Source organism: Klebsiella sp. BIGb0138 (assembly GCF_004342285.1).
GTDB lineage: Bacteria > Pseudomonadota > Gammaproteobacteria > Enterobacterales > Enterobacteriaceae > Klebsiella.
The window spans coordinates 439334-463333 of the sequence record NZ_SMCV01000002.1 but is presented as its reverse complement, the minus strand read 5'-3'; the positions used below and the strand labels follow the sequence as shown (position 1 = coordinate 463333).

The 24000-nt window shown below is 53.2% G+C and carries 23 protein-coding genes; 17 read left to right on the top strand and 6 right to left on the bottom strand.

Annotated elements, in window-relative coordinates:
* Positions 1 to 30: 30 nt before the first annotated feature.
* Positions 31 to 942, top strand: coding sequence for a tagatose-bisphosphate aldolase (locus EDF73_RS06595; RefSeq protein WP_132728120.1), 912 nt, complete (start codon positions 31 to 33; stop codon positions 940 to 942).
* Positions 943 to 1006: 64 nt separating this feature from the next.
* Positions 1007 to 1699 (top strand): HAD-IA family hydrolase, encoded by a 693-nt coding sequence (locus EDF73_RS06590; RefSeq protein ID WP_132727390.1) that lies wholly within the window; start codon positions 1007 to 1009, stop codon positions 1697 to 1699.
* A 50-nt stretch (positions 1700 to 1749) separates the two neighbouring features.
* Here EDF73_RS06590 and EDF73_RS06585 read toward each other — a convergent pair whose 3' ends face one another.
* A complete protein-coding gene (locus tag EDF73_RS06585) occupies positions 1750 to 2280 on the bottom strand; it encodes a low molecular weight protein arginine phosphatase (protein ID WP_207896613.1) in 531 nt (176 codons plus the stop codon).
* Between the two features lie 431 nt (positions 2281 to 2711).
* Between EDF73_RS06585 and EDF73_RS06580 the strand changes: the two genes are divergently transcribed.
* The 13 genes from EDF73_RS06580 (at position 2712) to EDF73_RS06520 (ending at position 15374) form a co-directional block, all read left to right on the top strand.
* Complete coding sequence (locus tag EDF73_RS06580; protein ID WP_132727384.1) at positions 2712 to 3341, top strand: PAS domain-containing protein; 630 nt, start codon at positions 2712 to 2714, stop codon at positions 3339 to 3341.
* Between the two features lie 289 nt (positions 3342 to 3630).
* Positions 3631 to 4593: an ornithine cyclodeaminase family protein gene (locus EDF73_RS06575; protein ID WP_132727381.1), complete on the top strand. Its 963-nt coding sequence runs from the start codon at positions 3631 to 3633 to the stop codon at positions 4591 to 4593.
* Position 4594: 1 nt separating this feature from the next.
* The gene (locus EDF73_RS06570) at positions 4595 to 5734 is read left to right on the top strand and encodes an aminotransferase (RefSeq protein ID WP_132727378.1); all 1140 of its coding nucleotides are present in this window, start codon (positions 4595 to 4597) and stop codon (positions 5732 to 5734) included.
* Between the two features lie 80 nt (positions 5735 to 5814).
* Entirely contained in the window at positions 5815 to 6618 is an 804-nt protein-coding gene (locus tag EDF73_RS06565; RefSeq protein WP_207896611.1) for a transporter substrate-binding domain-containing protein, read from the top strand.
* Complete coding sequence (locus tag EDF73_RS06560) at positions 6605 to 7381, top strand: inositol monophosphatase family protein (protein ID WP_165905659.1); 777 nt, start codon at positions 6605 to 6607, stop codon at positions 7379 to 7381. Before EDF73_RS06565 ends, EDF73_RS06560 begins: the two co-directional genes overlap by 14 nt.
* Positions 7382 to 7609: 228 nt before the next feature.
* Complete coding sequence (locus EDF73_RS06555) at positions 7610 to 7831, top strand: DNA gyrase subunit B (protein ID WP_132727370.1); 222 nt, start codon at positions 7610 to 7612, stop codon at positions 7829 to 7831.
* Positions 7832 to 7921: 90 nt separating this feature from the next.
* A complete protein-coding gene (locus EDF73_RS06550) occupies positions 7922 to 8215 on the top strand; it encodes a hypothetical protein (RefSeq protein ID WP_132727367.1) in 294 nt (97 codons plus the stop codon).
* Between the two features lie 830 nt (positions 8216 to 9045).
* Positions 9046 to 10026: a TIM barrel protein gene (locus tag EDF73_RS06545; protein ID WP_132727364.1), complete on the top strand. Its 981-nt coding sequence runs from the start codon at positions 9046 to 9048 to the stop codon at positions 10024 to 10026.
* Positions 10027 to 10084: 58 nt separating this feature from the next.
* The gene (locus EDF73_RS06540; protein WP_132727361.1) at positions 10085 to 11125 is read left to right on the top strand and encodes a substrate-binding domain-containing protein; all 1041 of its coding nucleotides are present in this window, start codon (positions 10085 to 10087) and stop codon (positions 11123 to 11125) included.
* 16 nt (positions 11126 to 11141) lie between these two features.
* On the top strand, positions 11142 to 12644 hold the full coding sequence (locus EDF73_RS06535) for a sugar ABC transporter ATP-binding protein (protein WP_132727358.1): 1503 nt from the start codon (positions 11142 to 11144) through the stop codon (positions 12642 to 12644).
* A gap of 35 nt (positions 12645 to 12679) precedes the next feature.
* Complete coding sequence (locus EDF73_RS06530; protein WP_132727355.1) at positions 12680 to 13651, top strand: ABC transporter permease; 972 nt, start codon at positions 12680 to 12682, stop codon at positions 13649 to 13651.
* A complete protein-coding gene (locus EDF73_RS06525; RefSeq protein ID WP_132727352.1) occupies positions 13651 to 14508 on the top strand; it encodes a MurR/RpiR family transcriptional regulator in 858 nt (285 codons plus the stop codon). Before EDF73_RS06530 ends, EDF73_RS06525 begins: the two co-directional genes overlap by 1 nt.
* Before the next feature lie 2 nt (positions 14509 to 14510).
* Positions 14511 to 15374: a PfkB family carbohydrate kinase gene (locus tag EDF73_RS06520; protein ID WP_132727349.1), complete on the top strand. Its 864-nt coding sequence runs from the start codon at positions 14511 to 14513 to the stop codon at positions 15372 to 15374.
* Positions 15375 to 15483: 109 nt separating this feature from the next.
* Here the strand turns inward: EDF73_RS06520 and EDF73_RS06515 are convergent, their stop codons facing one another.
* The 5 genes from EDF73_RS06515 to EDF73_RS06495 all read right to left on the bottom strand — a co-directional run bounded on the left by EDF73_RS06515 (position 15484) and on the right by EDF73_RS06495 (position 20890).
* Positions 15484 to 16599, bottom strand: a complete 1116-nt coding sequence (locus EDF73_RS06515; RefSeq protein ID WP_132727346.1) for a succinylglutamate desuccinylase/aspartoacylase family protein — start codon at positions 16597 to 16599, stop codon at positions 15484 to 15486.
* Positions 16600 to 16626: 27 nt separating this feature from the next.
* Positions 16627 to 17424 (bottom strand): ABC transporter substrate-binding protein, encoded by a 798-nt coding sequence (locus EDF73_RS06510; protein ID WP_132727343.1) that lies wholly within the window; start codon positions 17422 to 17424, stop codon positions 16627 to 16629.
* A gap of 368 nt (positions 17425 to 17792) precedes the next feature.
* Positions 17793 to 18866 carry an FUSC family protein gene (locus EDF73_RS06505; protein WP_207896609.1) on the bottom strand — a complete coding sequence of 358 codons (1074 nt, stop codon included), beginning with the start codon at positions 18864 to 18866 and terminating at the stop codon, positions 17793 to 17795.
* 231 nt (positions 18867 to 19097) lie between these two features.
* Positions 19098 to 19574, bottom strand: coding sequence for a nucleoside deaminase (locus EDF73_RS06500; RefSeq protein WP_132727337.1), 477 nt, complete (start codon positions 19572 to 19574; stop codon positions 19098 to 19100).
* The gene (locus EDF73_RS06495; protein ID WP_132727334.1) at positions 19571 to 20890 is read right to left on the bottom strand and encodes a nucleobase:cation symporter-2 family protein; all 1320 of its coding nucleotides are present in this window, start codon (positions 20888 to 20890) and stop codon (positions 19571 to 19573) included. Before EDF73_RS06495 ends, EDF73_RS06500 begins: the two co-directional genes overlap by 4 nt.
* Positions 20891 to 21011: 121 nt before the next feature.
* Here EDF73_RS06495 and EDF73_RS06490 point away from each other — a divergent pair, with 121 nt between their 5' ends.
* Together EDF73_RS06490 and iroB are read left to right on the top strand one after the other, a co-directional pair.
* Positions 21012 to 21914 (top strand): LysR family transcriptional regulator, encoded by a 903-nt coding sequence (locus EDF73_RS06490; RefSeq protein WP_243655206.1) that lies wholly within the window; start codon positions 21012 to 21014, stop codon positions 21912 to 21914.
* 817 nt (positions 21915 to 22731) lie between these two features.
* A complete protein-coding gene (gene iroB / locus EDF73_RS06485; protein WP_132727328.1) occupies positions 22732 to 23847 on the top strand; it encodes a salmochelin biosynthesis C-glycosyltransferase IroB in 1116 nt (371 codons plus the stop codon).
* Positions 23848 to 24000 lie beyond the last annotated feature (153 nt).

Here is a 24000-nt window from a genome sequence, read left to right as displayed (position 1 = left end):
CTGTTAATCTCCTATAAGAGGGTATATATGATGAATATAATGACCACCGCTGAGCGTCGCGGCTATCAAATGATTTGCGATGCTACAGGTTCAATGATGGTTGTCGCCTGCGATCAGCGCGGAGGAATGCGGACGTTATTAGCGGCAACCCCTGAAGCGCAAAAAGAGATCAGTAACGAAACGCTGGGTAAAACGAAATATGATATTACCCGCTATCTTGCCTCTGAAGCGGGCTGTGTATTAGTCGACCCTCTCTGTGCCGTACCGGGAATTGTCGATGAAGGCGTACTGCCACGTAATACCGGTCTGCTGGTCGGCCTGGATGCGTCCGGCTGGGAAACCTCAGAGCAGGGATATCGCATCTCTACGATGGTGGAAGGGATTAATGCGCGCAAAGTTCGCGAACTGGGCGCTACCGGCGGGAAAATTATGATCTACCTGCGTTCCGATATACCGGATGCCAATACCGCCAACCTTGCGACGCTGAGGGAGGTCATTGCCGACTTCGCGCGTGAAGACCTGCTACTGGTCGTGGAGTTCCTGACCTACCCGTTGGAAAATGAAAGTAAGGAAGAATACCAGCGTAGAATTCCGCAGCTGATTCAGGATGGCTGTAAGCTATGCATTGAGTGCGGTTCAAAGGTACTGAAAATCCCTTATCCGGGAACGGAAGAAGCTTGCGCAGCGGTGACGGAAATCTGTGGCGATATTCCGTGGGCGGTACTGTCTGCCGGAGTCGACCATGCCACCTTCCTGAACCAGGTTGAGATCTCCCTGCGCAACGGCGCATCCGGAGTGATTGCCGGACGCTCGCTTTGGAAAGACTGCATTTCTCTTGACCGTGATGTTTCAAAAGAGAAACTGTCTTCAATAGCGGTTTCCCGTCTGCGCGATATCCAGCAACTGCTGGTCAAATACAGAAAGCAGGTACAGGCTGCTTAAATCTTAGTCTGTGCGGTCGCCTGCCGCCACCGGCGGCGACCGGATCCTAACGGGAAAAATAAAGATGGCCAGAGCACCTGAACTGGTAATATTTGACTGTGATGGCGTGCTGATTGATTCCGAGATTATTGGTATCAATCTGACTCTGCGGCTGCTGGAAAGCCACGGAGTGACGATAGGGTTTCACGAGTTTGCCAGCGAGTTCAGCGGACTTTCATGGGACGAGCTGATCGATAAGGTTCGCGATCGGCAGGGCGTTGCCGTGCCGGCTTCGATCAACGGTACGTTCTATGCGTTGTTGCAGGAGGAGTTTGCACAAAAATTGACGCGAACCGACGGTACATTGGAGGTTCTCCGTTCGCTGGACTTTCCAAAATGCATCTGCTCCAACTCCTCCAGCAGCCAGATTGACTATGCGTTGACCCTGGTTGGCCTGAAGCCGCTTTTTCCTGGCGGCGTTTTTTCCGCCGTCGATTTAGGGCCTGGACGCGCCAAACCCCAGCCTGATATATACCTGCATGCTGCAAGAGTGATGAATGCGGCCCCAGAAAATACGCTGGTGATTGAAGATTCCGTCCATGGGGTAACCGCAGCCAGCAGGGCGGGCATGGCGGTTATTGGCTACATTGGGGGGGCGCATACTTATCCTTTGCATGGTGAAAAACTGCGGGCGGCCGGCGCAGGGGTAATTATTCAGTCGATGTATCAGCTCCCGGCGGAAATTGCCCGCTTTATCAGCCAGCGCGATATCCGCTGAGTGGGGTTTAATGAACGGACAATTCACGTCACGTTGGCGCGGATCTTACATCACCCACCGTGGTTTTTAGCGACTTTCGCTAATGCTTCAGGAATAAGTACATCCATTTTACTTTCCAGTTGTTCATAGGCCTGCCGCGGTTTTCCGTAAGGGTCCGGTAAATCGGCATGCTGTCCCTGGGCATACTCGGTTAACGTGAAGACATGATCCCGCGCCTGAGGATATTCAGCCAGAATCTTCTCTTTATGCGCGGCGGTCATCGTTAATACGACCTGTGAGTCTTTAATATCGTCGGCCGTCAGCTGCTTTGCTCTGTGCGCGGAAACATCAATACCGCGTTCTTTTAATACGGCGACGGTGCCTGCCTCAGGCTGGGTTTCCTGGGGATTAACCTTCACGCCCCTCGACTGAACATGGATATTAAGATGTTCAGCCTGAATAAGATGAGAGGCTAACGCTTCGGCCATTGGGCTACGACCGGTATTGCCCGTACAGACGAAGGTGACCAGGGGGGCAGCGGCAAAGGAAAGGGTACTGAACAGCGAAAGCCCTGCTGCAAAAAACATGCTAATTTTTTTCATATTCATCCCAGGTAAAATCAATTAAAAGAGCACGGAATAAAAAGCGGCCTTATAACATCTGCCTGCGAGTAATATCATATCGTTATAAAAAAGATAAAAGATCGGTAACGTATAGTTGATGCTTTGTTTATGACTTTTTCTTATTTCTCTGCCGTGTCACTTCATCGCCATAACATCGCGGATTCCCGGCGAGAGTTTCAGATTAGGCATACTTTGACATGTTTCGCCCATCGTCCACGATATCCAGAAGCATTGTCAGGCGATCGGCTTGATCCACGGTGAAAAACGCTACCGCGCACGCCTGGATGGGAATCTCATGTTGATTATAGGCGACGGACATCTTAACTTACCCCAACGTAAAGATTGTCATCTGACGATTGTGCACACCGTGCATTTTCATCTGCATCCGTTTGAGCGTTCCAGGAGAACATGTGGCAAAAACAGTTGAACAGCAGGGAACCCAGTACGAGTTGCTGAAATCTATTGCCGAGGGCATTGCGGCCCTTTTCTTCCCGAGCGTGGAAGTGGTTATTCATAATGTGACTACCGGTAAGGTGGCCTACATTGCGAATAACCTCTCCAGACGGAAACCGGGCGATGATGCTGGCCTGGAAGAGATGGAAATGAGCAGCCTTGAACGGCTGACCGGACCTTACGAAAAGCTCAACTGGGATGGTAAAAAGATGCGTTCTGTCAGTATTGCCGCAGGTCGCGAGGGCCATACCGATTATCTTCTATGTATCAATCTGAGCACGGCCATTTTTGAAGAAGCCAAAAATGCTCTGGAACTCTTTCTTTCTGCCTCCCGACTGAGGCCCCAGCCCGCCGAGTTGTTCAAAGATGACTGGCAGGAAAAGATCAATACATTCCTGCATGACTGGATACGTCAGCAAAATACCACGCTGGCGTTACTGACCAGAGAGCAGAAGAAGCGTTTAGTTATCGCTTTACACCACGAAGGGGCGTTCAGGGCGAAGAATGCGGCTGACTATATTGCCAGCGTGCTCTCTCTGGGCAGAACGACCGTCTATAAATATCTTCGTGAACTGAAAAAGTCATAATCCGCCTGCAACGACCCCGTTAAATCCCTTTCACCCTGACAATCTCCATAGGGATTTCTTATTCCTCCCGGCGACTGGTTTTTGTCAGAGGCCCGCTAATTTTTATTTAATTCAAATTATTCAATGGCTTGATGTTTATTTTCGCCAGTATTTATGTTTAATCCGGGCGGCAGTCTGCCTCTGCTATGCCGGGTTTATACATTGTAAACAATTTGTGCATAGTGTACTTTTTAGTTCATGTAGTGCGAATTTTCACCATCGCCAGCCAGACTGGCCAGCTGGATACGCTATGAAACCTGTCGGAATTCCCGTTGTTAGCGCCGAAAAAACGGCGCAGATACTTCCCCGGATTGATGTTGTCGGCACGCTACGTCAGGCGTTTATCGGTCTGGCCAGGGGCGCCGTGGTGCAACCGGCACAAAACGTGGTGCTGTTGCCCGATAACCAGGGGGATTTCATCAACTACCTGGCGGTGGATATGACCAGCAAGGTGCTGGGTGCAAAAATATCCCCATATCTTGTCACTGCCGGCAGACCGATTATCACTGCCTGGACACTGCTGATGTCGACGGAAACCGGTATGCCGCTGATGCTGTGCGACGCCTCGCTGCTGACTATTGAGCGAACGGCGGCCACGACGGCGCTGGCGATAGATTATCTTGCGCCGCAGACTGCAAAGAAACTGACGCTGATCGGCACCGGTCCCGTTGGCCTGGCCCACCTGCGGCAGGTCGTAAACCTCAGGCAATGGGAGGCGATCGGGATCTATAGCCGTAAATCCTCCCTGGAAGCGGATGCGTTAGCCGCGGATTTGGCACTCCCCGCCGGGCGTATCAGCGTGCACACGTCGCTGGATGAGGCGGTACAGGATACCGATGTTCTGATGCTATGCACCTCTTCCGCCACACCGGTGATTGACCCATCGCAATTGACCAGACCTTGCCTGATTACCTCGATCGGCACCAATGCGCCGGGGGCGCACGAGGTCCCACCTGAATCGCTAGCCGGCATGGAGGTCTACTGTGATTACCGGCAAATCACCCCTTTGCAGGCCGGGGAAATGGTGCTGGCGGCGTCCGCTACGGGCTGGAACCACAACGACATCAAAGGCGACCTGGCAGAACTGTGCAGTGGCGCCTGCGAGAAACCCACTTTTCGGCAGCATGTCTTCTTTCGCTCGGTTGGGCTGGGTCTGGAAGACGTCGCGATTGCCTGTCAGCTGATGAACAACCTACAAGCTCAGGATAAATAAGATGCAAATAAGAACTTTTGGCGTAGAGCAGTGGATGAATGAGTGGGAAACGCGCTGTGAATATAACCTGGCGGAGACCTGCGTTGAATCGCTAACGATGCGGGAACTGCTGGCCATGAGCGGCAGAACCGAGGATGTGCTGCGCGATATGCTCGATATCAAAATGACGTACGGGGAGATAACCGGTTCCAGCCGTCTGCGCGGCATCATTTCTCAGCAATATGAGAAGCAATCTGCGGAGAATATCCTGATGACCCACGGCGCGATTGGCGCCAACGCGCTGGTCTATGAAACCCTGGTTGAGGCGGAGGATACGGTAATTTCCGTTTTGCCCACCTATCAGCAGCATTATTCCATCCCCGCCAGCTATGGCGCTGAAGTGAAAATTCTCCCCCTCCGGGAAGAAAATCACTTTCTCCCCGATCTGAACGAACTGCGCGGGCTGGTTGATCATAAGACCCGTCTGATTGCCATCAACAATCCGAATAATCCGACTGGCGCGTTGATGGATGCTGCTTTCCTGCGGCAGATTGTTGACATCGCGCGTGAAGCCGGCGCCTGGCTGCTGTGCGATGAGGTCTACCGCGGCACCAATCAGCACGGCGATGGTTATACCGCGGCCGTGGCCGATCTCTATGAAAAAGGCATCAGCACCGCCAGCATGTCAAAAGCCTATTCGCTGGCCGGATTACGTCTGGGCTGGATCGCCGGGCCTGTTGAGCTGCTAAAAGCCGTTGAAGTTCATCGTGATTACAACACGATCAGCGTGGGGATCCTGGACGATTATTTTGCTTCTCTCGCGCTGGAAAATCGCGACCAGATTCTGGCGCGCAATCAGAAAATGCTGCGCGAGAACCTTGAGATCCTCGATCGGTGGGTACAATCCGAGCCTTATATTAGCTATATCAAACCCGATGCTGGCACCACGGCGTTACTGAAATATGATTTGCCGCTCAGCTCGCGGGAATTCTGTATCAGCCTGCTGGAAAGATATGGGGTCATGTTCACCCCGGGCGACGCCATGGATATGGAAGGCTATCTGCGAATCGGTTTCGCCAATAATCAACAGATATTGCAAAAAGGCTTATCGCGGGTCTCTGCATTTATTAAAGAAATAGCGCAAGAACGTGCCGGAGAGTAAAGGCGCATCGCTGAAATAACCCTTACACAGCAAACCGTCATGCTCATTGATTTAAAATGAGCATAATCTGGAGTGATGGTATGAAAAGAATTTTAGCTTTAGGTGTTATGTGTTGCTCATTATCGTCGATGGCCGCAGTCACGGAGCAGATTCGCTATGGTGTGGAACCCAATTACGCGCCTTTCGAATATAAAACTCAGGACGGTAAACTGGCTGGGTTTGATATTGATATCGGGCATGCGCTTTGTGAAAAAATGAAGATTCAATGTTCGTGGGTGGAAGTGCCTTTTGATGCGCTGATCGCCGCTCTGGATGCGAAAAAATTCGATGTGATTAACTCTGATTTTAGCGCGACGGCGAAACGGGCGCAGATCATCAATTTTTCGCATATGTTGTACGATGTTTCTCGTCGGCTGGTGGCGCGCAACGGAAGCAATTTACAGCCGACGCCGGCGTCGCTGCGCGGGAAAACCATCGGCGTGACTCAGGGCACCATTGAAGAAATCTTTATCAAGAAGCACTGGGTTCCTCAAGGGGTTAATATTCAGGTGTATCAAAATCAGGATCTGGCCTATGCCGATCTGGTGAACGGCCGCGTGGATGCGTTACTTCAGGGCACCCAGTCGGCGGAAACGGCGCTGCTGAGCCGGCCGCAGGGCAAGGACTTTGGCTTCTCAGGCCCGCCGGTAATCGATGAAGAGACGCTGGGCAAAGGGGTATCCTTAGGCTTCCGTAAGGAGGATACCGCGCTGCTGCAGCGTTTTAATCAGGCGATTGCTGAACTGCACGCCGACGGCACGATCGAAAAAATCAGCCGTAACTATTTCAAGGAAGGGGTGATTTTCTTCCCTCATAATAAGGTCGATGGCGATGCAACCCACTAAATATACCCCGGTGTTACAGGAAATAGCCCGTGAGGTCCGGCCGATCGTATTGCGCTATTTCAGAAGCGAACTGTCGGTAGAGATCAAAGAGGATAACAGCCCGGTTACCGAAGCGGATAAACGCGTTGAGATAAAAATCCGCGAAATTGTCGCGCGTCATTTCCCGCAGGATGCGATCTGCGGTGAAGAGTTTGGCGGCGAACCCGGCGACGCCGCGACCTGGATAATCGATCCGGTCGATGGCACTAAGGCTTTTGTCTGCGGCTTTCCTCTGTTTGGCACGCTAACCGGAATAATGAAAAATAGCCGTATGGTCGCGGGAATGATCTCTGTTCCGGTCACCGATGAGCTGTGGCTGGCTGAAGAGTCAGGCGCCACCACGCTGAATGGTGTGGCGGTACAAACCAGCCGCTGTCGGTCGCTTAGCGCAGCGAGGATATGCACCACCTCACCCGATGATTTTGCTGCCGCGGCCTGGCCGTATTATCAACGGTTAGCCGCCGCCTGCCAGATGCAGCGCATGGGGGGAGGGTGTTATGCTCACGCGATGCTGGCCAGCGGTCATGCCGATTTGGTGGTGGAATATGGTCTGGGCCCCTGGGATTTCTTACCGTTGATACCGGTGGTCGAAGGGGCGGGGGGAATTATCAGCGACTGGGCCGGGCAGCCGCTGAACTTTCATTCCCGCGGCGATGTGCTGGTCAGCGCCAATGCCGAACTGCATGCCTCAGCGCTGAATTATTTACGTGAGTACCGCTATTAATACCTGCCATCCGCCAACCAGCGGGGCTGACGATGAACAAACAGCTTAAGCCTGTTCGCCGGTTAAAACCGCACAATAACCGGCATTTCACGATAAGCATGCTATCCCGGGTCATATTCTGCGGGCCAAATGAGGAGCGGCAGGCGCCGGTTAATTGCCGGCTTTAATGCACACTATCACTTTTGTGTGCTAAAAGGGTAAGGCGGCTTTTCATCAAAAGGAAAGAGTATGGTTACTCAAAAACTGGTTGAAACCTACATGTTAGTTAGCGATCAACAATCACGGGTAAAGTACGAAGTTTTTGCAGGTGATGAGGACCTCTACGCGCTGGTGACGGTTTTCGGGGATGACCCCGATGTTCATATCGTCGGATATGACTCCTTAACGCTGAGTGATTCGGAAGATATTCGATCGCAGATTGAAGAACACTTTGCGGCCACCTACCCGTAACGCGGCACGCCTTGATGGTCAGGCTCGTCGCCAGCCGTCGACAAGCCCCGCTGCTGCGGGGCTTTTTTACGCCCTTTATGCCCAGGTGATTTGTCCGGTATTGAGGTTGGCGCCGTTCAGTTCATCGCGGCAGAAGCGTCAATGGGTAACGCGAAACCGAACACGTCAGCTGGGGTTTATACGCTGCCGGCAGGCAATGGAACGAAGCAGAAACGAACATACAACGGTAAACTGGCTGAAGTTAATGATGCGGTAAAAGTAATGGATGCCGCTATTGCGGAAGAGAACCGTAATGGAAATATCCACCGTATGGTTGTTATCTGGGCCAGTTATATGGCAAGTGCTTATGCCGTAGCGGTGTCGGTTTTCGAAGGAACAGCGTAACTGATGGTGTCGTGGCTGATTAACGAGACCGGTAATAAAATGACTTCAGACCGATATATGATTGTCTGCGTCTTAATTTAATTGCAGACGATCGGTTTCTTTGAAGATACGGGTGATAAAACGCTGGGATAAGACAGGAATGTATATTGTCTAGCTACTTCCTTATATTGTCTGTGGTCTTATATGTCAATATAGAATAAATATTCATTGATAAAAAAGCCGAATTTTTTAATCCGGATTAGAAAATGAAGTCACCGATAGTCTACTTTAATTGAAAAAACTGAACTGATGATATTTAAACATTCTGTTCAAATCAGCTTTTCTGCTCTAAACGACGACCCGGTGGCTGAGGCAAAACAATATCTTGTTGCACGGAATGGACGATACCGCCCTATAGCAGGCAGGATGAACATCATAGGATCCGCCCTGTCCTGATGGCACCATGTTCGTCCCTGGCCCATATACCCCAACATCAAGGGGGAGCGATCCTTACGGCATCCCCGGATGTTGAACTGCACCCGGCGCTCGTAGTTCGGAATCCATCAGGATACTGCAGGCATACTCTGAAACCGCCATCACAGATTCCTTATTTACATCCCCTCACTACTATCCTCATTAACTCATTGTTTATTAATATTTATTATGTCTGGACAACAGAGTCTTAGGACAAGGGGTTCCCATTTTGTTTCGTGACTCATCTCTCATTTTATTCATTTTTCGGATTGTCACGCTTGATAACCTGGTGGTGAAGTGTAGTTTAAATCATAACTTCACAAATAATTGTGAAGAAGGAAAGTACATCACAAACTAGTTTTGAAGGATCCACCCTCATGTCGGAATTGAAATTTGCCACGCGTTTAAACTCTTTTGCCTCAGGGGCGAACCTCTATTGGCCGGATCTTCAGGGAAAACCCTCTGTGCTGCAGATGATTGCCCGCGCCGGTAAGGTAAAAGGGTTAACCCATCTTGATTTGAACTATCCGCAACACATCACGACTGATATTCAAACGCTGCGCCTGGCCATTGAAGATGCAGGACTAGCGGTCAACGGTATGCAAATGCGCTGGGATGCACCGCAATTTAAAATCGGGGCATTTACTAACCCTAATCCGCAGATCCGCCGCGAAGCCATTGAGTTGACAAAACGCGGAATTGATGCCGGGCGCGAATTTGGATCACGCCTGATGACGCTGTGGATGGGGCAGGATGGCTATGATTACTGCTTCCAGGCCGATTACAAAAAAATCTGGGACGATGCGGTGAGCGCAGTCCGTGAAATTGCCGAATATGCGCCGGACGTCGATATCAGTATCGAATACAAACCGAATGAGCCGCGTGCTTACAGTATTTTCCCCAATGCCACGACATGCTTACTGGCGGTAGAAGAAGCTGGCTGTCCGAATCTGGGGATCACGCTTGATTTTGCTCACGTGCTGTTTGCCAATGAAATTCCAGCTTACGCTGCGGCGATGGTAGCGCGCCGTTCACGTCTGCTGGGGCTTGATCTCAATGACGGTTGGGGAAAACGTGACGATGGGTTGATGGTGGGCTCGGTCAACCCACGTGCCACGCTGGAATTTCTCTGGCAGATGCAGCGCGATGGTTATCAGGGGGCCTATTACTTTGACACTTTCCCGGATGCCAGTGGTCTGGATCCGGTTCGTGAAGCTGAAATCAACATTGCGACTGTTACCCGTCTACTGAAACTTTGTGAACAACTGAATGGCAATGATGAACTGGCAGCGGCCATCAGCCGCCAGGACGCAGTTGCCTCTCAGTGGATAGTTAATGACATTATGCTGGCCAGATAGCGCAAAGAATTAGCAAAAATTAAAAATGTACCCTGATGCGAAAATTAAAGGCTGAAAAATGAAAAAGCTCATACTCTCTGTACTCGCCTCTTCTTTACTGTGCTCGATGGCTTACGCCGCTGATTTAGCCCCGCTGAAATCGGATACTGAACCGGATCGCACAGACTGGACGCAACTCAGCAGCAAATATGGCCCTATGCCGAAAGTCGACAGCAAACTTAAAATTGGCGGCGTATCGAAAACGCTGACCAATGAATACTGGCGTTCACTCGGCGAAGGTTATCAGAACGTCGGTAAAAAATATGGCTTCACCGTAGCTTACCAGGCTGCCGCAAATGAAGACGATCAACTGGGTCAGTTATCAATAGCGGAAACGCTTATCTCCCAGGGATTTAACGGGCTGCTGGTATCACCTCAGACTGATATCAACCTCGAACCCGCTCTGGAAAGTGCCACCAGCAAAAAAATTCCGGTGGTCAATGTTAACGATGCGGTGATGCCAAATGCACCGTATTACGTCGGGAACGTGCAGAAAGATAACGGTGTGCGGGTGGCGAAATGGTTCATCGAACATCATCCGCAGGGCGGTAAAGTTGCAGTGATCGAGGGGCAGCCTGGTGTCTATGCCGCTGGCCAGCGAACCAGCGGTTTCAAAGAGACGCTACAGGTCAACGGCAAGTTCAATATTGTTGCCAGCGTACCGGCGAACTGGAGTCGTGAACAGGCGTTTAATGCGGCCTCAACAATCTTGCAGCAGCATCCCGATCTGATTGGTTTTTACGCAAATAACGACACCATGGCGCTGGGCGTGGTGGAAGCGGTTCGTTCGCTGAATAAAGCCGGGCAGGTGGCCGTATTTGGTACCGATGGTATCTCAGATGCCTATGCCTCGATTAAACGTGGCGAACTGACGGGCACGGTGGACAGCTTCCCGATACTGACGGGGGAAGTCGCAATGGAAGTTATGCTGCGCCTGATTGATGGTCAGGAAATTTCCCGTGTGGTCTCTACGCCTCAGGCTTTGATCACGAAAGATAACGCGGATGCTTTTTCGACCAAAGATAACGATAAGCTGCGTCAGCTGCTGGCTCAACAGTAAGTCAGGCGGAGGGTGTATGGAACAGTATCGCTTAACGATGCGTGGGATAAGTAAGACATACGGTAATGCGGCGGCATTACAGGACGTGGACTTTTCGGTCAAAGCTGGAGAGGTTCATGCCCTGATTGGTGAAAACGGCGCAGGAAAATCCACGCTGTTAAATATTCTTTCAGGCGTACGAGAGGCCGATAGCGGCGAGATTAGCGTGAACGGACAGCCCGTTCAGATGAAGAATCCGCTCAGCGCTCGTCATGCGGGTATTGCCATGATTCACCAGGAATTACAGCATGTTCCGGAACTCTCCGTTGCGCAGAATATGTTTCTTGGCCGGCCGCTTACCAAAGCAAAAGGCCTATGGGTGGATAAACACGCTCAGCTGGAAAGAGCGAAGCTGATTCTCAAACAGCTGGATCCGACAATTGATCCCAATGAGCCGATCAAGAACCTGAAAGTCTCACAGCAGCAGATCGTGGAGATTGCTCGCGCCATGCTGGACGATGCAAAAATCATCGCCATGGACGAGCCGACATCCAGTCTGACGCCGAGAGAGTTTGACCGGCTGGCCGAACTGATTTCGGATCTGAAGTCTATGGGGGTATCGCTTATCTATGTTTCTCATAAGATGAACGAAATTTTCAAAGTCTGCGACCGGGCCACCATTATGCGGGATGGCAGGCAGGTTGGGGTGGTGAATATTTGTGATGAGGATGAAGAGAGCATCGTCTCAAAGATGGTCGGGCGCAAGATTGAGAAACTTGAGCACAACTCTTATGTGACCGAGCGTGAAGTTCTTCGCGTTGAGAATCTCTCTCGTGGTGGCGCTGTGCGCGATGCCAGTTTCACCGTCCGTGCCGGTGAGGTGCTCGGTATTGCGGGTCTGGTCGGAGCCGGGCGTACGGAACTGATGAAACTGATTGCCGGTATTGATAAACGTAGCAGCGGCAACGTGTTTGTTAACGGTAAGGCCGTACGCAATCATAACGTCAGTGCCGCCATCAGCTCAGGTATCGGCCTGGTGCCTGAAGACCGCAAGAAAGAAGGGATTATTAAAGAACGTGCGGTGAAGATGAATATGGCGCTGCCTTCAATGCGTAACTTCACCATTTCGGGAATGATCAGTAAAGTTAAGCTTAACCAGGTTGCGCATGAAGTGATGAGCGATTTGAAGCTACGACCACTGAATATTGATAAAACGATTGGCACATTAAGTGGAGGTAATCAGCAGAAAGTTATTATTGGACGCTGGGTTGCCGCAGATGCTCAGGTTTTTCTGTTTGATGAGCCAACCCGGGGAATTGATATCGGGGCAAAATCAGAAATTTATAATCTGATAGAAAAACTGGCCCGTTCAGGCAAAGCGATTGTTGTTGTCTCTTCAGAGATGACAGAGATTATTCGTATTTCAGACCGCGTACTGGTTATGCGTGAAGGGAAGATTACTAAGGAACTGAAGGGTGATGCTATCACGGAAGATAATATTGCACGCTTTGCCATTAAAGATGTCGAAGAGACCATTTGACTTTGTTATCCGTATTAATTTGAAAGGCCATAATCATGATTTTACAAAGTAATTCCCGGCCCGAAAAGCTTCGTGCGCTGCCGTTTAAATTTAACCTTCGCGATGCTGGAACCTTAATTGGTTTGCTTATTATCATTATTACGTTTTCTTTTTTATCACCGGTGTTTTTCACTATCCCTAATTTGCTGAATATTTTACAACAATCATCCATTAACGCATTAATTGCGCTCGGGATGACCCTGGTAATTATCTCCGGAGGTATCGATCTTTCGGTTGGTCCGACCGCTGCATTATCGGCGGTTTTAGGGGCAACCATGATGGTAGCGGGAGTCCCCGTGCCGTTGGCCATTCTGGCAACGCTGGGTATAGGGGCTATCTGCGGCGTCTTTAGCGGTTCGCTGGTTGCCTATGCTGGATTGCAACCCTTCATTGTTACCCTCGGGGGGCTGTCGTTGTTCCGTGCTATCGCGCTGATTTATACCGGCGGCAATCCGGTATTTGGTATCCCAATGGAATTCCGTAGCCTGATTAACAGTGAAATTTTTGGCATTCCAACGCCTATCGTTATTGTTGCCGTTATTGCTCTGGTGCTGTGGACCGTTATGAATAAAACTCCGTTAGGAGAATATATTCTGGCCGTCGGCGGCAATGAAGAAGCTGCTCGCGTTGCCGGCGTGCCGGTGAAAAGAACCAAAGTCACGGTATTTGTTATCTCAGGCACTCTTGCGTCTCTGGCTTCCCTTATCCTGATTGGCCGACTAGGTGCGGCAGAGCCGACGATTGGTAACCTGTGGGAGCTGGACGCCATTGCCGCTGCGGCTATTGGCGGCGCGTCTCTGATGGGAGGGAAAGGTAGCGTAGTAGGTACAATTATCGGCGCAATCATTCTTGGTGCGCTACGTAATGGCCTGACGTTACTTAATATCCAGGCTTTTTACCAATTGCTTGCGACTGGTCTTATTATTATCATAGCGATGTTGATTGACAGAGCGACCAGAGGCAAGTAATGAAGCAGGATCCACGAGCCATTGGTGCTCAAATACGTATGCGACTGCCCCAGCTGACACCTTTAGAACGCCGTGTCGTTGAGGCTATCATTGCCCGAACGGACATTACTGAGCAGACCTCGTTAAAGGAAATTGCCCAGGAAAATAATGTTTCAGAAGCAATGATTGTCAAAATTGCCAAAAAGCTTAACTTTTCGGGATTCAGGAATTTCAGAACCGGTTTGATTTATTACAACCAGTCTGAAGTGGCAAGTTTACATGCGGAAATTGAGCCCGGTGACTCATCGGAACAATTGTTGTCAAAAGTATTCAGAACCTCTATTCAGGCTATTGAAGAAACGATGTCAATACTGGATATTGCTGAATTTGACCGCGCTGCGGATATTATATTTAAGGCACGTCATATTGATTTATATGCGGTTGGGGGGTCGGCTACAGTAGCACGGGACTTATCGCATAAGTTATTAAAGATTGGTATAAAATCGACAGTATATGACGATGCCCATATTATGTTGATGTCCGCCGCAGTGTTGTCAGACGACGATGCTGTACTGGCAATCAGCCATTCCGGTGCGACGCGTGCCGTTAACGACCCGGTAAAACTGGCGGCTCGTAATGGGGCCAAAGTGATTGCGATTACGAATTATGCCGAATCGCCTATTGCGCGTAATGCGCATGTGGTACTCAATTCAACTTCTCAGGGATCGCATTTGTTAGGGGAAAACGCCGCGTCACGCATTGCCCAACTGAATATTCTGGATGCATTGTTTGTGGCTATTGCCAAGAAAGATCTGAAGCAGGCGGAGAAGAATTTGATGAAAACCCAGCATGCGGTTCAGGACCTGCGGGAATATTAACCATGAGTAAAATTGTTGTAGCGGGGAGCCTTCATTACGACATTATGCTGGATGCGCACCATCGTCCGGAGAAAGGGGAAACGGTAATAGGCTCAGGCTGCGCTTACAAATTTGGCGGTAAGGGAGGAAATCAGGCCATTTCAGCCGCCAGAGCGGGCGCTGCTGTCGCGTTTATTGGCGCGGTGGGAGCAGATGCACAAGGACAATTTTTGCTGCAGACGCTGCGTGATGCCGGAGTGGACACCGGGGCTGTCGTGGAAATTAGCGGTGCCCCTTCGGGAATGAGCGTCGCTATCTCCGATGCTGATGGGGACTATGGCGCGGTTGTTGTCTCGAATGCGAATCAACGTATTCCGGCAGGACTCTTTCAGCAGGAGAGCGTCTGGCAGGATGCCAGGATGCTGGTATTGCAAAATGAGGTTCCGGAAACGATCAATCTCTGTGCTGCAGCGGAAGCTAAAAAACGTGATATTCCCGTATGCATTAATGCTGCCCCGGCAAGAGAACTGAGTTCTGAACTGGAAAATTGTATCAGTTTGCTGGTGGTCAATGGCATCGAAGCGCGTGATATGAGTGGCATTACGGTGAGCGATTTATCCTCAGCTCTTCGGGCGGCAGAATTATTGGCCAGGCGCTTCCCCCGGGTGGTTGTCACCGCGGGCGAACATGGTGTGGCGTTTTGTGAAGCAGATCAAACCGGGCGGACTTTACCGGCCAGGAAGGTCAAACTGGTGAGTACGCATGGCGCTGGTGATTGCTTTATGGGGGTATTGTGCACCAGCCTGATGAGAGGGGAAAACTTTGAAGAGGCAGTATCTAACGCGAACGAGGCGGCAGCAAGGCATGTCTCCCAGTCTCAGGCATAGATAGATTCATTGTAATGAAAACAGAGGAGGGAGATTTCCCCCTCTGTTTTCATCTCAGGGTCTGAAACATTATTCCTGTATCAAGATATAATCGCAGGAGTTAGTGGTATTAACTCACCAGCAACTCCCCTGTGCGCCCCGCATCCTGTCCGGCAAGCCGCACGACCAGCCCCCCTGCGCTGGCGAATCTATCCCAATGGCGCGCATAGACGATGCCGCCAAACCTCGCGACCAGCGGCGTGAGCCGGTCGGTGAGCGGGTCAAGGATCTCGGCAACTACCTCTCCAGCCTTGACCTGTGCTCCCAGCGGGCAACGATACAGAATGACTCCCGAATGCGGAGCGTGCAGGTATTCGCACCCCGCCAGCGGAGTAGCCGCATTGATCAGGGGGGGAGGAGGACTGGCTTCGCCGGCAATATATCCCCCGGCGATTAAGGCCTGAATAATGGCATCCGCATCTTTTGCCGCCTGCTCTGATGACACATCGCGTACGCCGCGAAGTTCTACGGTTACAGGCAACAAACCGCGCGGCAGAGGATACGTCTCTCCAAAGCGTTCCTTTAGCGTCAGCCAGGGCTCGCAGCAGGCTTCATCAAAAGGTTCGCCTCCGGAAATTTGCGCCAGCAGCTGGACCTCGCTCCCCAGCCAGCGGGCCAGAGGTTCGATATCAGGCCAGGCGTGCGGCATCGTATAAAGATGCGCCAGCGCCTCCCAGTCGCAATGCAAATCGATCATTAAGTCCGCCTGGCTTGCCATGCGCATGAGGATAAAACGCTGAGCGTCCAGTTCGGTTTTTGGCGCGCTATCCCGGTAATACCGCTCGATAGCGTCGCGGATAAGGCGTTTGTTTTCCGCCTCATTGGGGGTAAGACGACCGGTAAGCGCTTTAACCAGCTCTGCGCCCAGCATGGGGAATTTACGGTTAAAGTCCTGACCGCTGGCGGTGTGAAAACGGCCCAGATGCGAGCCGTGCCAGTGTTGCCCGAGGGCCAGTGGGTTAGCCACCGGCACCAGGGTGAACGCCGCTTTCAACTTTCCGTCGTTTTCCAGCTCAATGAAGCGCTGTTTAAGATGCCAGGCGGTCGCGATGCCGGGTATCTCGTCGCCGTGAAGGGCGGCCTGGATATAAACCTGTTTTTCGTTCTCCCCGCCAAAATGGTAGCTGATGATTTCACGCTGGGTTCCCAGCGTGGCGCTAAGCAGGGGATGGTGTTGTTGTTGCATGGCGTAAACTCAATTCCTGATTCGGCGCTACTGCTGAATGGAAATATCGGTAGCAAAGTACTTCTTCTGAATGCGTTCGAAGGTGCCGTTCTTTTTGATTTCCGCAAAGGCGTTATCCAGCGCGGTTTTCAGCTCTTCATCACCTTTGCGCAGGCCGATTGCCGTTCCCGGGCCGATAATCGGATCCTCAACGATGGGGCCGGCCAGCTCAAAGTCTTGCCCTTGCGGTTGTTTCAGAAAGCCGATGGCGGCCTGGGCGGCATCGGTGAATACGGCATCCAGACGGCCGGACACTAAATCGCTCTCCACCTGCGCCTGATCGCCATACGCAGTAACCGTCACACCAAACGGCTCCCATTTCGCTTTTGCATAACGCTCCTGAACCGTACCTTGCTCAACGCCGACGGTTTTTCCTTTCAGCGAACCGGCCTCCGGTAACAGGCCTGTGCCTTTACGGGCGAGCAGCTGCGCATGGGTATCGTAGAGCGGAACGGTAAAATCGATCTGCTTCAGTCGCTCTTCAGTGATCCCCATATCGGAGAGAATCGCATCGAACTTGCGCCCTTTCAGGGCAGGGATCATGCTGTCAAATTGACTTTCCACCCACACGCAGCGGGCCTGAATTTGCGCGCAGAGCGCGTTACCCAGATCGATATCGAAACCGACTAATTTACCTTGCGAAGTTTTGGATTCAAACGGGGGGTAGGTGGGGTCAACGGCGAAGCGAATCTGTTCAATTTTTGCCTGAGCGCCAAATGCGCAACCGGCCAGGATCGCCATCGTCAGGGTCTTACGGAAACGTGTGGAGAGTGTTGTTGTCGTCATAATATCTTCTTGTATTGTGATGTTGTCACTTGCAGAGTACCTGCGGTTACTCCCGTTGACAATTCGCAATGCCGCCTGAAATGGCGATCTGTGTGTCGGCTGGCGGCGAAAACTATGTCTCCCCGTGGCTGGCGCTCACGGTAGAGAGGGGCAATTATTGCCTTCTTTGGCGGCGTCGAAGGCGACCTGATGAAGCTATAAAAAGGTATTAGGGTTGAGCTGCGCCGATGGTACGACGACGCTACGCGAACATATACATTTTGTTCACGCCGGGCGGAAAATCCTCGCCCGGGAGAAAAAATAATCGCCGGCGGGCCGCGAGCAATGACAGCGGCCGTATCTTACGCGCAGGCATCTCGACGGCAGGATCACGCGTCGCGCGATCCCAGCAGCGCCCGCAGGGCATGCTCCAGCTGGCGGGCATTGTCCTCCACCGCGATCCATTCAGGCTGCAGCATGTCACCCTCCGTGGCGGCGGACTGAGGCCGCGTTCCCATACTGGCCTGCGGGTCATCTGCCGTGAGCGCGACGACGGCGGATTGCCTGGCCAGCACCATGCAGCTGTCCGATAACCACTGGCAATATGCCATGACTGCGGCGGGCGGCGGCGTGTGCGTGTGCGAGGTGGCCCGACCGAGGCTCTCCGCCAGCAGGAGCGCCGTGGCATAGGCGCGTACGGCATGGCGATCGTAACGGCGCGTGACCAGCGCGAGCCGGCCGGCATTGAGCCGACCGCGCAGCGACCAGCGTTTGCTGACCTGCGCTTCGGTCACCGCGGCGCGCAGGGCCGCCAGAGACCCTTGCGCCTGCGACAGGTGGCCCAGCGCCGCCTCAGCGGCCTCGCCGCTTTGCGCCTCGCAGGCCCTGAGCACCCGATCCAGGCCATTGCCGATCTGACGCAAGAAGTCAGAGGTGGCCCGTCCGATATCCTTGAACGGATTCGACGTAAACAGCACCTGGCTGAACAATAGCCCCACCGCGGCCCCCAGCAGGACGTCCAGCAAACGCGTGCCGCCGGCGGTATCCGGCCCCATGGCGAGGACCAGCGCCACCGACACGCCGGCCTGGATTGGCACCACCGGCGCCGGGCCGATGACGGCGCCCAGCAGAATCGCAAAGAACATGCCGACGCTCATACGCACCAGCGGGTGAGTATCGGGGAACTGCCACATCAGTTCTCCCATCACAATACCGAGCGTGCAGCCAATCACCAGGTTGCGGGCTTGTTTGAGGTGGCTGGGTAAGCCCGGGGCCAGACACACCACCGCGGTGACGATCGCAAACGTGGGATGCTCGTGCCCCCACAGCCATCCTGCCAGCACCCACGCCAGCACGCAGGCCAGTGCGGTGGCCAGCGCATCGCGCGCGGCCAGCCGGGCCCGTGAAGGCAACGTAGTGATAACCTGGCGCCAGGCCAGGCGTAGACGAACCAACCAATGCACCAGAGAACTCCTTAGCGACGATGGGTATGATGATTGCCCCGGTCGGGCAGGGGACTGACGATTGGGGCACCTCATGGCGCTGATAAAACGGCAGGCCGGACTTTGCCCCTGATAACGCCCTTTATACCCGGTCGTTATTTTATTTGTAAACGCTCAGGGGAGCTTCCCCTGGCGATTGGCCGCGCCGCGAAACGATGTTTTCACACTCTCCCCGCGCGGACCGAGGGACTATCACCGTGTCAGCCAGAATTCGCGCTGTAATGCCAGGGTCTCGTCTTCGATCTCCGCCACCGGTCCGACAAGCGAAATCGTTTTCTGCCCATGGCTGAAGATATAAGAAGCCGGAATGCTCATCGTCGGATTTTCCTGGTGGCTTCCCGTACAATCCAGCAGCTTTTCCTCGCTCATGCCGTACACCACTTTACCGATATTCGCCCAGTAAATCGTCCCGGCGCACATACAGCAAGGCTCGACCGCCGTATAGAGCGTGCATCGCCAGAGATATTCCGCGGGATAATTGCTGGCGGCAATGCGCGCCAGCGTCGATTCCGCATGGTTTACGGTATCAATGTTGCACTGCGTCAGCAGCACGGTGTCGCCATCAGGGGCGACCAGTACCGCGCCGAAGGGATGTCTACCCAGCGCGATAGCCCGGCGGCCCACCTCGTTGGATAACCTGAGAAACTGTATGTCGGTTGGGGTAATCAAAGCGATGTCTCCGTTTTGAGTGTGCGGCGATGAAGCAACGCATTGAGAAGAACTGCGGTGAAGCCGCCGATAAAAATTCCACTGTCCAGAAACAGTTTTACGGACGCCGGTAGCTGCTGAAAAAGCGCAGGGAATGCGACGGGAAGCACGCCGCTTGCAATAGACACCGAGACGATCAGGACATTTTTCTCATCGCCAAAATCGACGTTTTTGAGTTCCTGCACGCCCGCTGCCAGCGTCATGCCAAACATCAGCACGGCCACGCCACCGAGCACCGGATTCGGGATCATCGCGACGATAGCCCCGAGCTTAGGAAACAGCCCCAGCAATACCAGAATGAGACCCGCGGCGATCAGTACGCGTCGGCTGGTGACTTTGGTCAGCATGAGCAGGCCGGCATTTTGTGAGAAAGCGTTATAGGGGAAGCTGTTCAGGCAGCCGCCGACCATGGTGGAGAGCCCATCGGCGCGGATCGCATCTGCCAGGCGCTGTGATGTGGTCGGCTGTCCGATCAGCTTATCAATCAGTAAAATGTTGCCTGTGGTCTCGGTCATCACAATCAGCATCGACAGACACAGCACCAGGATTGGCGCGACAGCAAAATGCGGCAGACCAAAGGCGAAAGGCAGGCTGAAGCCAACCCAGGAGGCCCCGGTCACGGCACCGAAATGAGTTAAGCCGCACAGCCAGGCGCCCAGCGTCCCGGCCAGCAGCCCGAACAGGATACTGAAGTTGCGCATTACCCCGTGGGTATTGCAGTAGAACAGCAGGGTGACGGCGAGAGTGGCAAAACCGAGCAGTAAATTCTGCGGTTGGGCAAAGTCTGGCGCATGCGGATTACCGCCCCCCAGCCAAATTGCCGCTGCGGGCATCAGTGAAATGCCAATCAGGGTGATCACGCAGCCAATGACGATCGGTGGGAAAAAACGCACCAGGCGGCTAAACACCGGGGCCACCAGCAGAGTGAACAGGCCGCAGGCAATAACCGAGCCGAAGATGGTGGCGATGCCGTATTGTTGCCCAATCATAATCATCGGCGCCAGTACGATAAAAGAGCATCCCTGAATCAGCGGTAAGCGACTGCCGAAACGGCCAATGCCCACCGCCTGCAGCAGCGTCGCCAGCCCCGAAGTGAGCAGGCAGGCATTGATTAGCGTAATGGTTTCGCTACTGCTCAGTTGCAGCACGGCCGCCAGAATCAACGGAACGGTGACCGTGCCGGCGTACATCACCAGCACGTGCTGGAGCCCAAGAGAAGCGATGCGTTTTATGGTCAGCGGGTTGGTCGTGCTCTGGTTTTCTAAAACGGTAGCCATGTGAATCCCCTGAAGAGTGCCCGAAGGAAGCGATGGCCAACTATATGTGGGTAAACGTGATATAAGTTAGTCAGCTGTTTTCAGTTTTTTTGAAATCTGGGGGGCTGAAGTGAAGTATTCATTGGAACAACTTATGGTATTCGAGCAGGTTGCGCGGTCCGGTTCGTTTTCTGCCGCCGCCCGGGCGCTGAAGCGTTCGCAGTCGTCGGTGAATATGGCAATGAGCAACCTTGAGGATGAATTCAATCTCCGGTTGTTCGAGCGTTCCCCCCGACAGATCACCCTGACCGGGGAGGGGACCGTATTACGTGAATACATCAAAACCGTCCTTGAGCAATGCAATGTGCTGGAGCAAAGAGTGGGGGCTTACAATGTTCAGACTGAAGCCTGCATTACGCTGGCGATTGAGGTGCCATACCCGACTATAGCCCCGGTTTTATATGAATTTGCTATGACATTTCCTCAGGTGGATATCCATATCCGCGAGCCCCATCAGGGGAATGTGACCGGTCTGGTGAGCCGAGGAGAAGTGGACGCCGGGATCGTGATCGCCCGCATGGTTGATAGCGACCGCCTCCAGTTTGTCCAGCTGGGAAAGGTCATTATGGTCCACGTTGTTAGCGCATCGCACCCGCTGGCGGGGCAGGGCCCGGTCTCTTTTGCGGATCTGCATCGCTGGCGGCATATTACCTTCGGCCCCCAGGAACAGCACATTGCCACCACGGAATATCTTGGCAGCCCGATGCTATGGCGCGTTGAGAGCTATAACGCCATGATTGCGGCTGCCATCGCGGGGCTGGGCTGGGCCTCTCTGCCGCGTTTGTTCATTGGCAAAGAGCTCCATGAGGGCACGCTCGTTGAACTGCGCCAGCAGGAATATCCTCATACGGACTGGGAGGTTGGCGTGGATTTATTGTGGTCGAAAAAGAAGAGCGTCGGTAAATCCCTGAACTGGTTACGGGATCGTCTCATCCAGCACAAAATTTTCGAGCAGGATAATAGCGGTAATCGAACGACTTTATAATAAATGACGTGATATTAATGACTCATGGCTTTAATCATCAAGCCGTTAAAAGCGGGCTTCACTATCAGGGCTCGCAGGCATCATGACAGATCTCTTTTCAGACGCCGGATCCGAATGAGGCTGTATCACCGGCCAGGAGAAGAAATAACCCGCCTTAATATTAAGCCTATATTCTGACGAACGGCAAATAACGCTTGTCTCCTGGGCCTCTTGCTCATCCCTTTCTCGACGCCGGCAAATTCCCCTCATGTTGTTCTCGCTGAGGGGGGATTATTCCTAATATGCGCCTCTCAGTTCCATTAAACTCCGGCTATTGTTGCAAATGCTAATGGTATTGTTAATCATTATCATTAGCATTCGTTATTGGGATTTTATCTGGCAAGGTTATTACAGAGACCGCAAGGAAAGAGGGCGCGATTGATCAACGGAACTCTTTTCTCGCCGGCGAGCACAGGCTGACGCCATCAGGATGAGGCACCAGGTTTTGTCTTCAGGAATAACCGACACAGCAAAACTCGCCGATCGGTCTCTGCACCCGGCGGATGCGTACAGGGCCAGAACGGCGCCAGGCAGCACGGCACCGTTTCTGGTGGTTCGTGGACAATGACGCTCAGGCGTTACCGGTAGTCGGGACAGGGAAAGCCCGGTTCGCCAGGGAGGTCACCGGGACGCCGGCGTCCTCTCTCTGGCGAAACTCACTCTGACGCAGGCGCACAGGTCGGGCGGCGGCCTGATGAAAAATATATCGCCGCCCTGGCCGCAGAGCGACTGCGTCAACTTCCAGACTTCAGTTAGTCAAGCGGAGAGGGATTTTCTCATGCGTATTCTGTTTGTGGGCCCACCTTTATATGGGCTGCTGTACCCGGTGTTGTCTCTTGCTCAGGCTTTTCGTGTCGATGGTCACGAAGTCTTGATCGCCAGCGGCGGGAAATTTGCTCAGAAAGCAGCAGAAGCGGGGCTGGTGGTGTTTGACGCCGCGCCGGGTTTTGATTCGGAAGCCGACTATCGCCGGCGGGAAGCGTTACGAAAGGAAAGCAACCTCGGTACTAAAATGGGCAACTTCTCTTTCTTCAGCGAAGAGATGGCCGATCAGCTGGTCGAGTTCGCCGGACACTGGCGGCCTGACCTGATTGTCTACCCCCCGCTGGGAGTCGTCGGGCCGTTAATTGCCGCAAAATATGGCATTCCGGTGGTGATGCAAACGGTGGGATTCGGGCACACCCCCTGGCACATCAAAGGGGTAACACGGTCGCTCACCGATGCTTACCGGCGCCACGGCGTCGACGCGCCGCCGCGGGATATGGCGTGGATCGACGTGACGCCGCCGAGCATGAGCATTGTGCAAAATGAGGGAGAGCCGATCATTTCCATGCAGTACGTTCCCTACAACGGGGGGGCCGTCTGGGAAGCGTGGTGGGACCGGACGCCAGATCGCCAACGCCTGCTGGTGAGTCTGGGTACCGTCAAACCGATGGTTGATGGCCTGGATCTGATTTCATGGGTCATGGATTCCGCCGGCGAGGTGGATGCCGAGATCATCCTGCATCTGTCAGCGAATGCGCGTTCTGATTTGCGCACACTGCCGCCAAATGTGCGCCTTGTCGACTGGATCCCAATGGGGGTCTTTCTCAACGGCGCCGACGGGTTCATTCACCACGGAGGGGCAGGCAACACCCTGACCGCCCTGCACGCCGGGATACCGCAGATCGTGTTTGGCCAGGGGGCCGATCGTCCGGTCAACGCCCGCGCCGTTGTGGAACGCGGGTGCGGAATCATTCCCGGCGACGGTGGGCTGACGAGCGGCATGATCAACGATTTCCTCGGCAACCGCGATCTTCGCGCCGCTTCCGCGGCGGTCGCCGCGGAGATGGCGGCGCAAGCTACGCCGTGTGAGGTGGTTAAAAACCTGATCGCCATGTTGCAACGCGGCTGATTGCTCTTTTTGATGCGATGCGTTAGGGCGATCGCGCCTGTCCTGCTCCTGCGATGGGGCTGCAGAAGCTCGCCCTGACGCGATGTTTAAACGGATCTTTCCGGCGGCGGTTCGTCGCCTGTGCTAATGGATCTCATTTATCGATGAAGGAGG

Coding starts and splice junctions, on each gene's coding strand:
- EDF73_RS06495 (WP_132727334.1), bottom strand. CDS start 20,890: ATGGCTACCGTTTTAGAAAACCAGAGCACGACCAACCCGCTGACCATA.
- EDF73_RS06520 (WP_132727349.1), top strand. CDS start 14,511: ATGAGTAAAATTGTTGTAGCGGGGAGCCTTCATTACGACATTATGCTG.
- EDF73_RS06595 (WP_132728120.1), top strand. CDS start 31: ATGAATATAATGACCACCGCTGAGCGTCGCGGCTATCAAATGATTTGC.
- EDF73_RS06575 (WP_132727381.1), top strand. CDS start 3,631: ATGAAACCTGTCGGAATTCCCGTTGTTAGCGCCGAAAAAACGGCGCAG.
- EDF73_RS06525 (WP_132727352.1), top strand. CDS start 13,651: ATGAAGCAGGATCCACGAGCCATTGGTGCTCAAATACGTATGCGACTG.
- EDF73_RS06535 (WP_132727358.1), top strand. CDS start 11,142: ATGGAACAGTATCGCTTAACGATGCGTGGGATAAGTAAGACATACGGT.
- EDF73_RS06530 (WP_132727355.1), top strand. CDS start 12,680: ATGATTTTACAAAGTAATTCCCGGCCCGAAAAGCTTCGTGCGCTGCCG.
- EDF73_RS06555 (WP_132727370.1), top strand. CDS start 7,610: ATGGTTACTCAAAAACTGGTTGAAACCTACATGTTAGTTAGCGATCAA.
- EDF73_RS06510 (WP_132727343.1), bottom strand. CDS start 17,424: ATGACGACAACAACACTCTCCACACGTTTCCGTAAGACCCTGACGATG.
- EDF73_RS06560 (WP_165905659.1), top strand. CDS start 6,605: ATGCAACCCACTAAATATACCCCGGTGTTACAGGAAATAGCCCGTGAG.
- iroB (WP_132727328.1), top strand. CDS start 22,732: ATGCGTATTCTGTTTGTGGGCCCACCTTTATATGGGCTGCTGTACCCG.
- EDF73_RS06570 (WP_132727378.1), top strand. CDS start 4,595: ATGCAAATAAGAACTTTTGGCGTAGAGCAGTGGATGAATGAGTGGGAA.
- EDF73_RS06540 (WP_132727361.1), top strand. CDS start 10,085: ATGAAAAAGCTCATACTCTCTGTACTCGCCTCTTCTTTACTGTGCTCG.
- EDF73_RS06515 (WP_132727346.1), bottom strand. CDS start 16,599: ATGCAACAACAACACCATCCCCTGCTTAGCGCCACGCTGGGAACCCAG.
- EDF73_RS06545 (WP_132727364.1), top strand. CDS start 9,046: ATGTCGGAATTGAAATTTGCCACGCGTTTAAACTCTTTTGCCTCAGGG.
- EDF73_RS06565 (WP_207896611.1), top strand. CDS start 5,815: ATGAAAAGAATTTTAGCTTTAGGTGTTATGTGTTGCTCATTATCGTCG.
- EDF73_RS06590 (WP_132727390.1), top strand. CDS start 1,007: ATGGCCAGAGCACCTGAACTGGTAATATTTGACTGTGATGGCGTGCTG.
- EDF73_RS06585 (WP_207896613.1), bottom strand. CDS start 2,280: ATGAAAAAAATTAGCATGTTTTTTGCAGCAGGGCTTTCGCTGTTCAGT.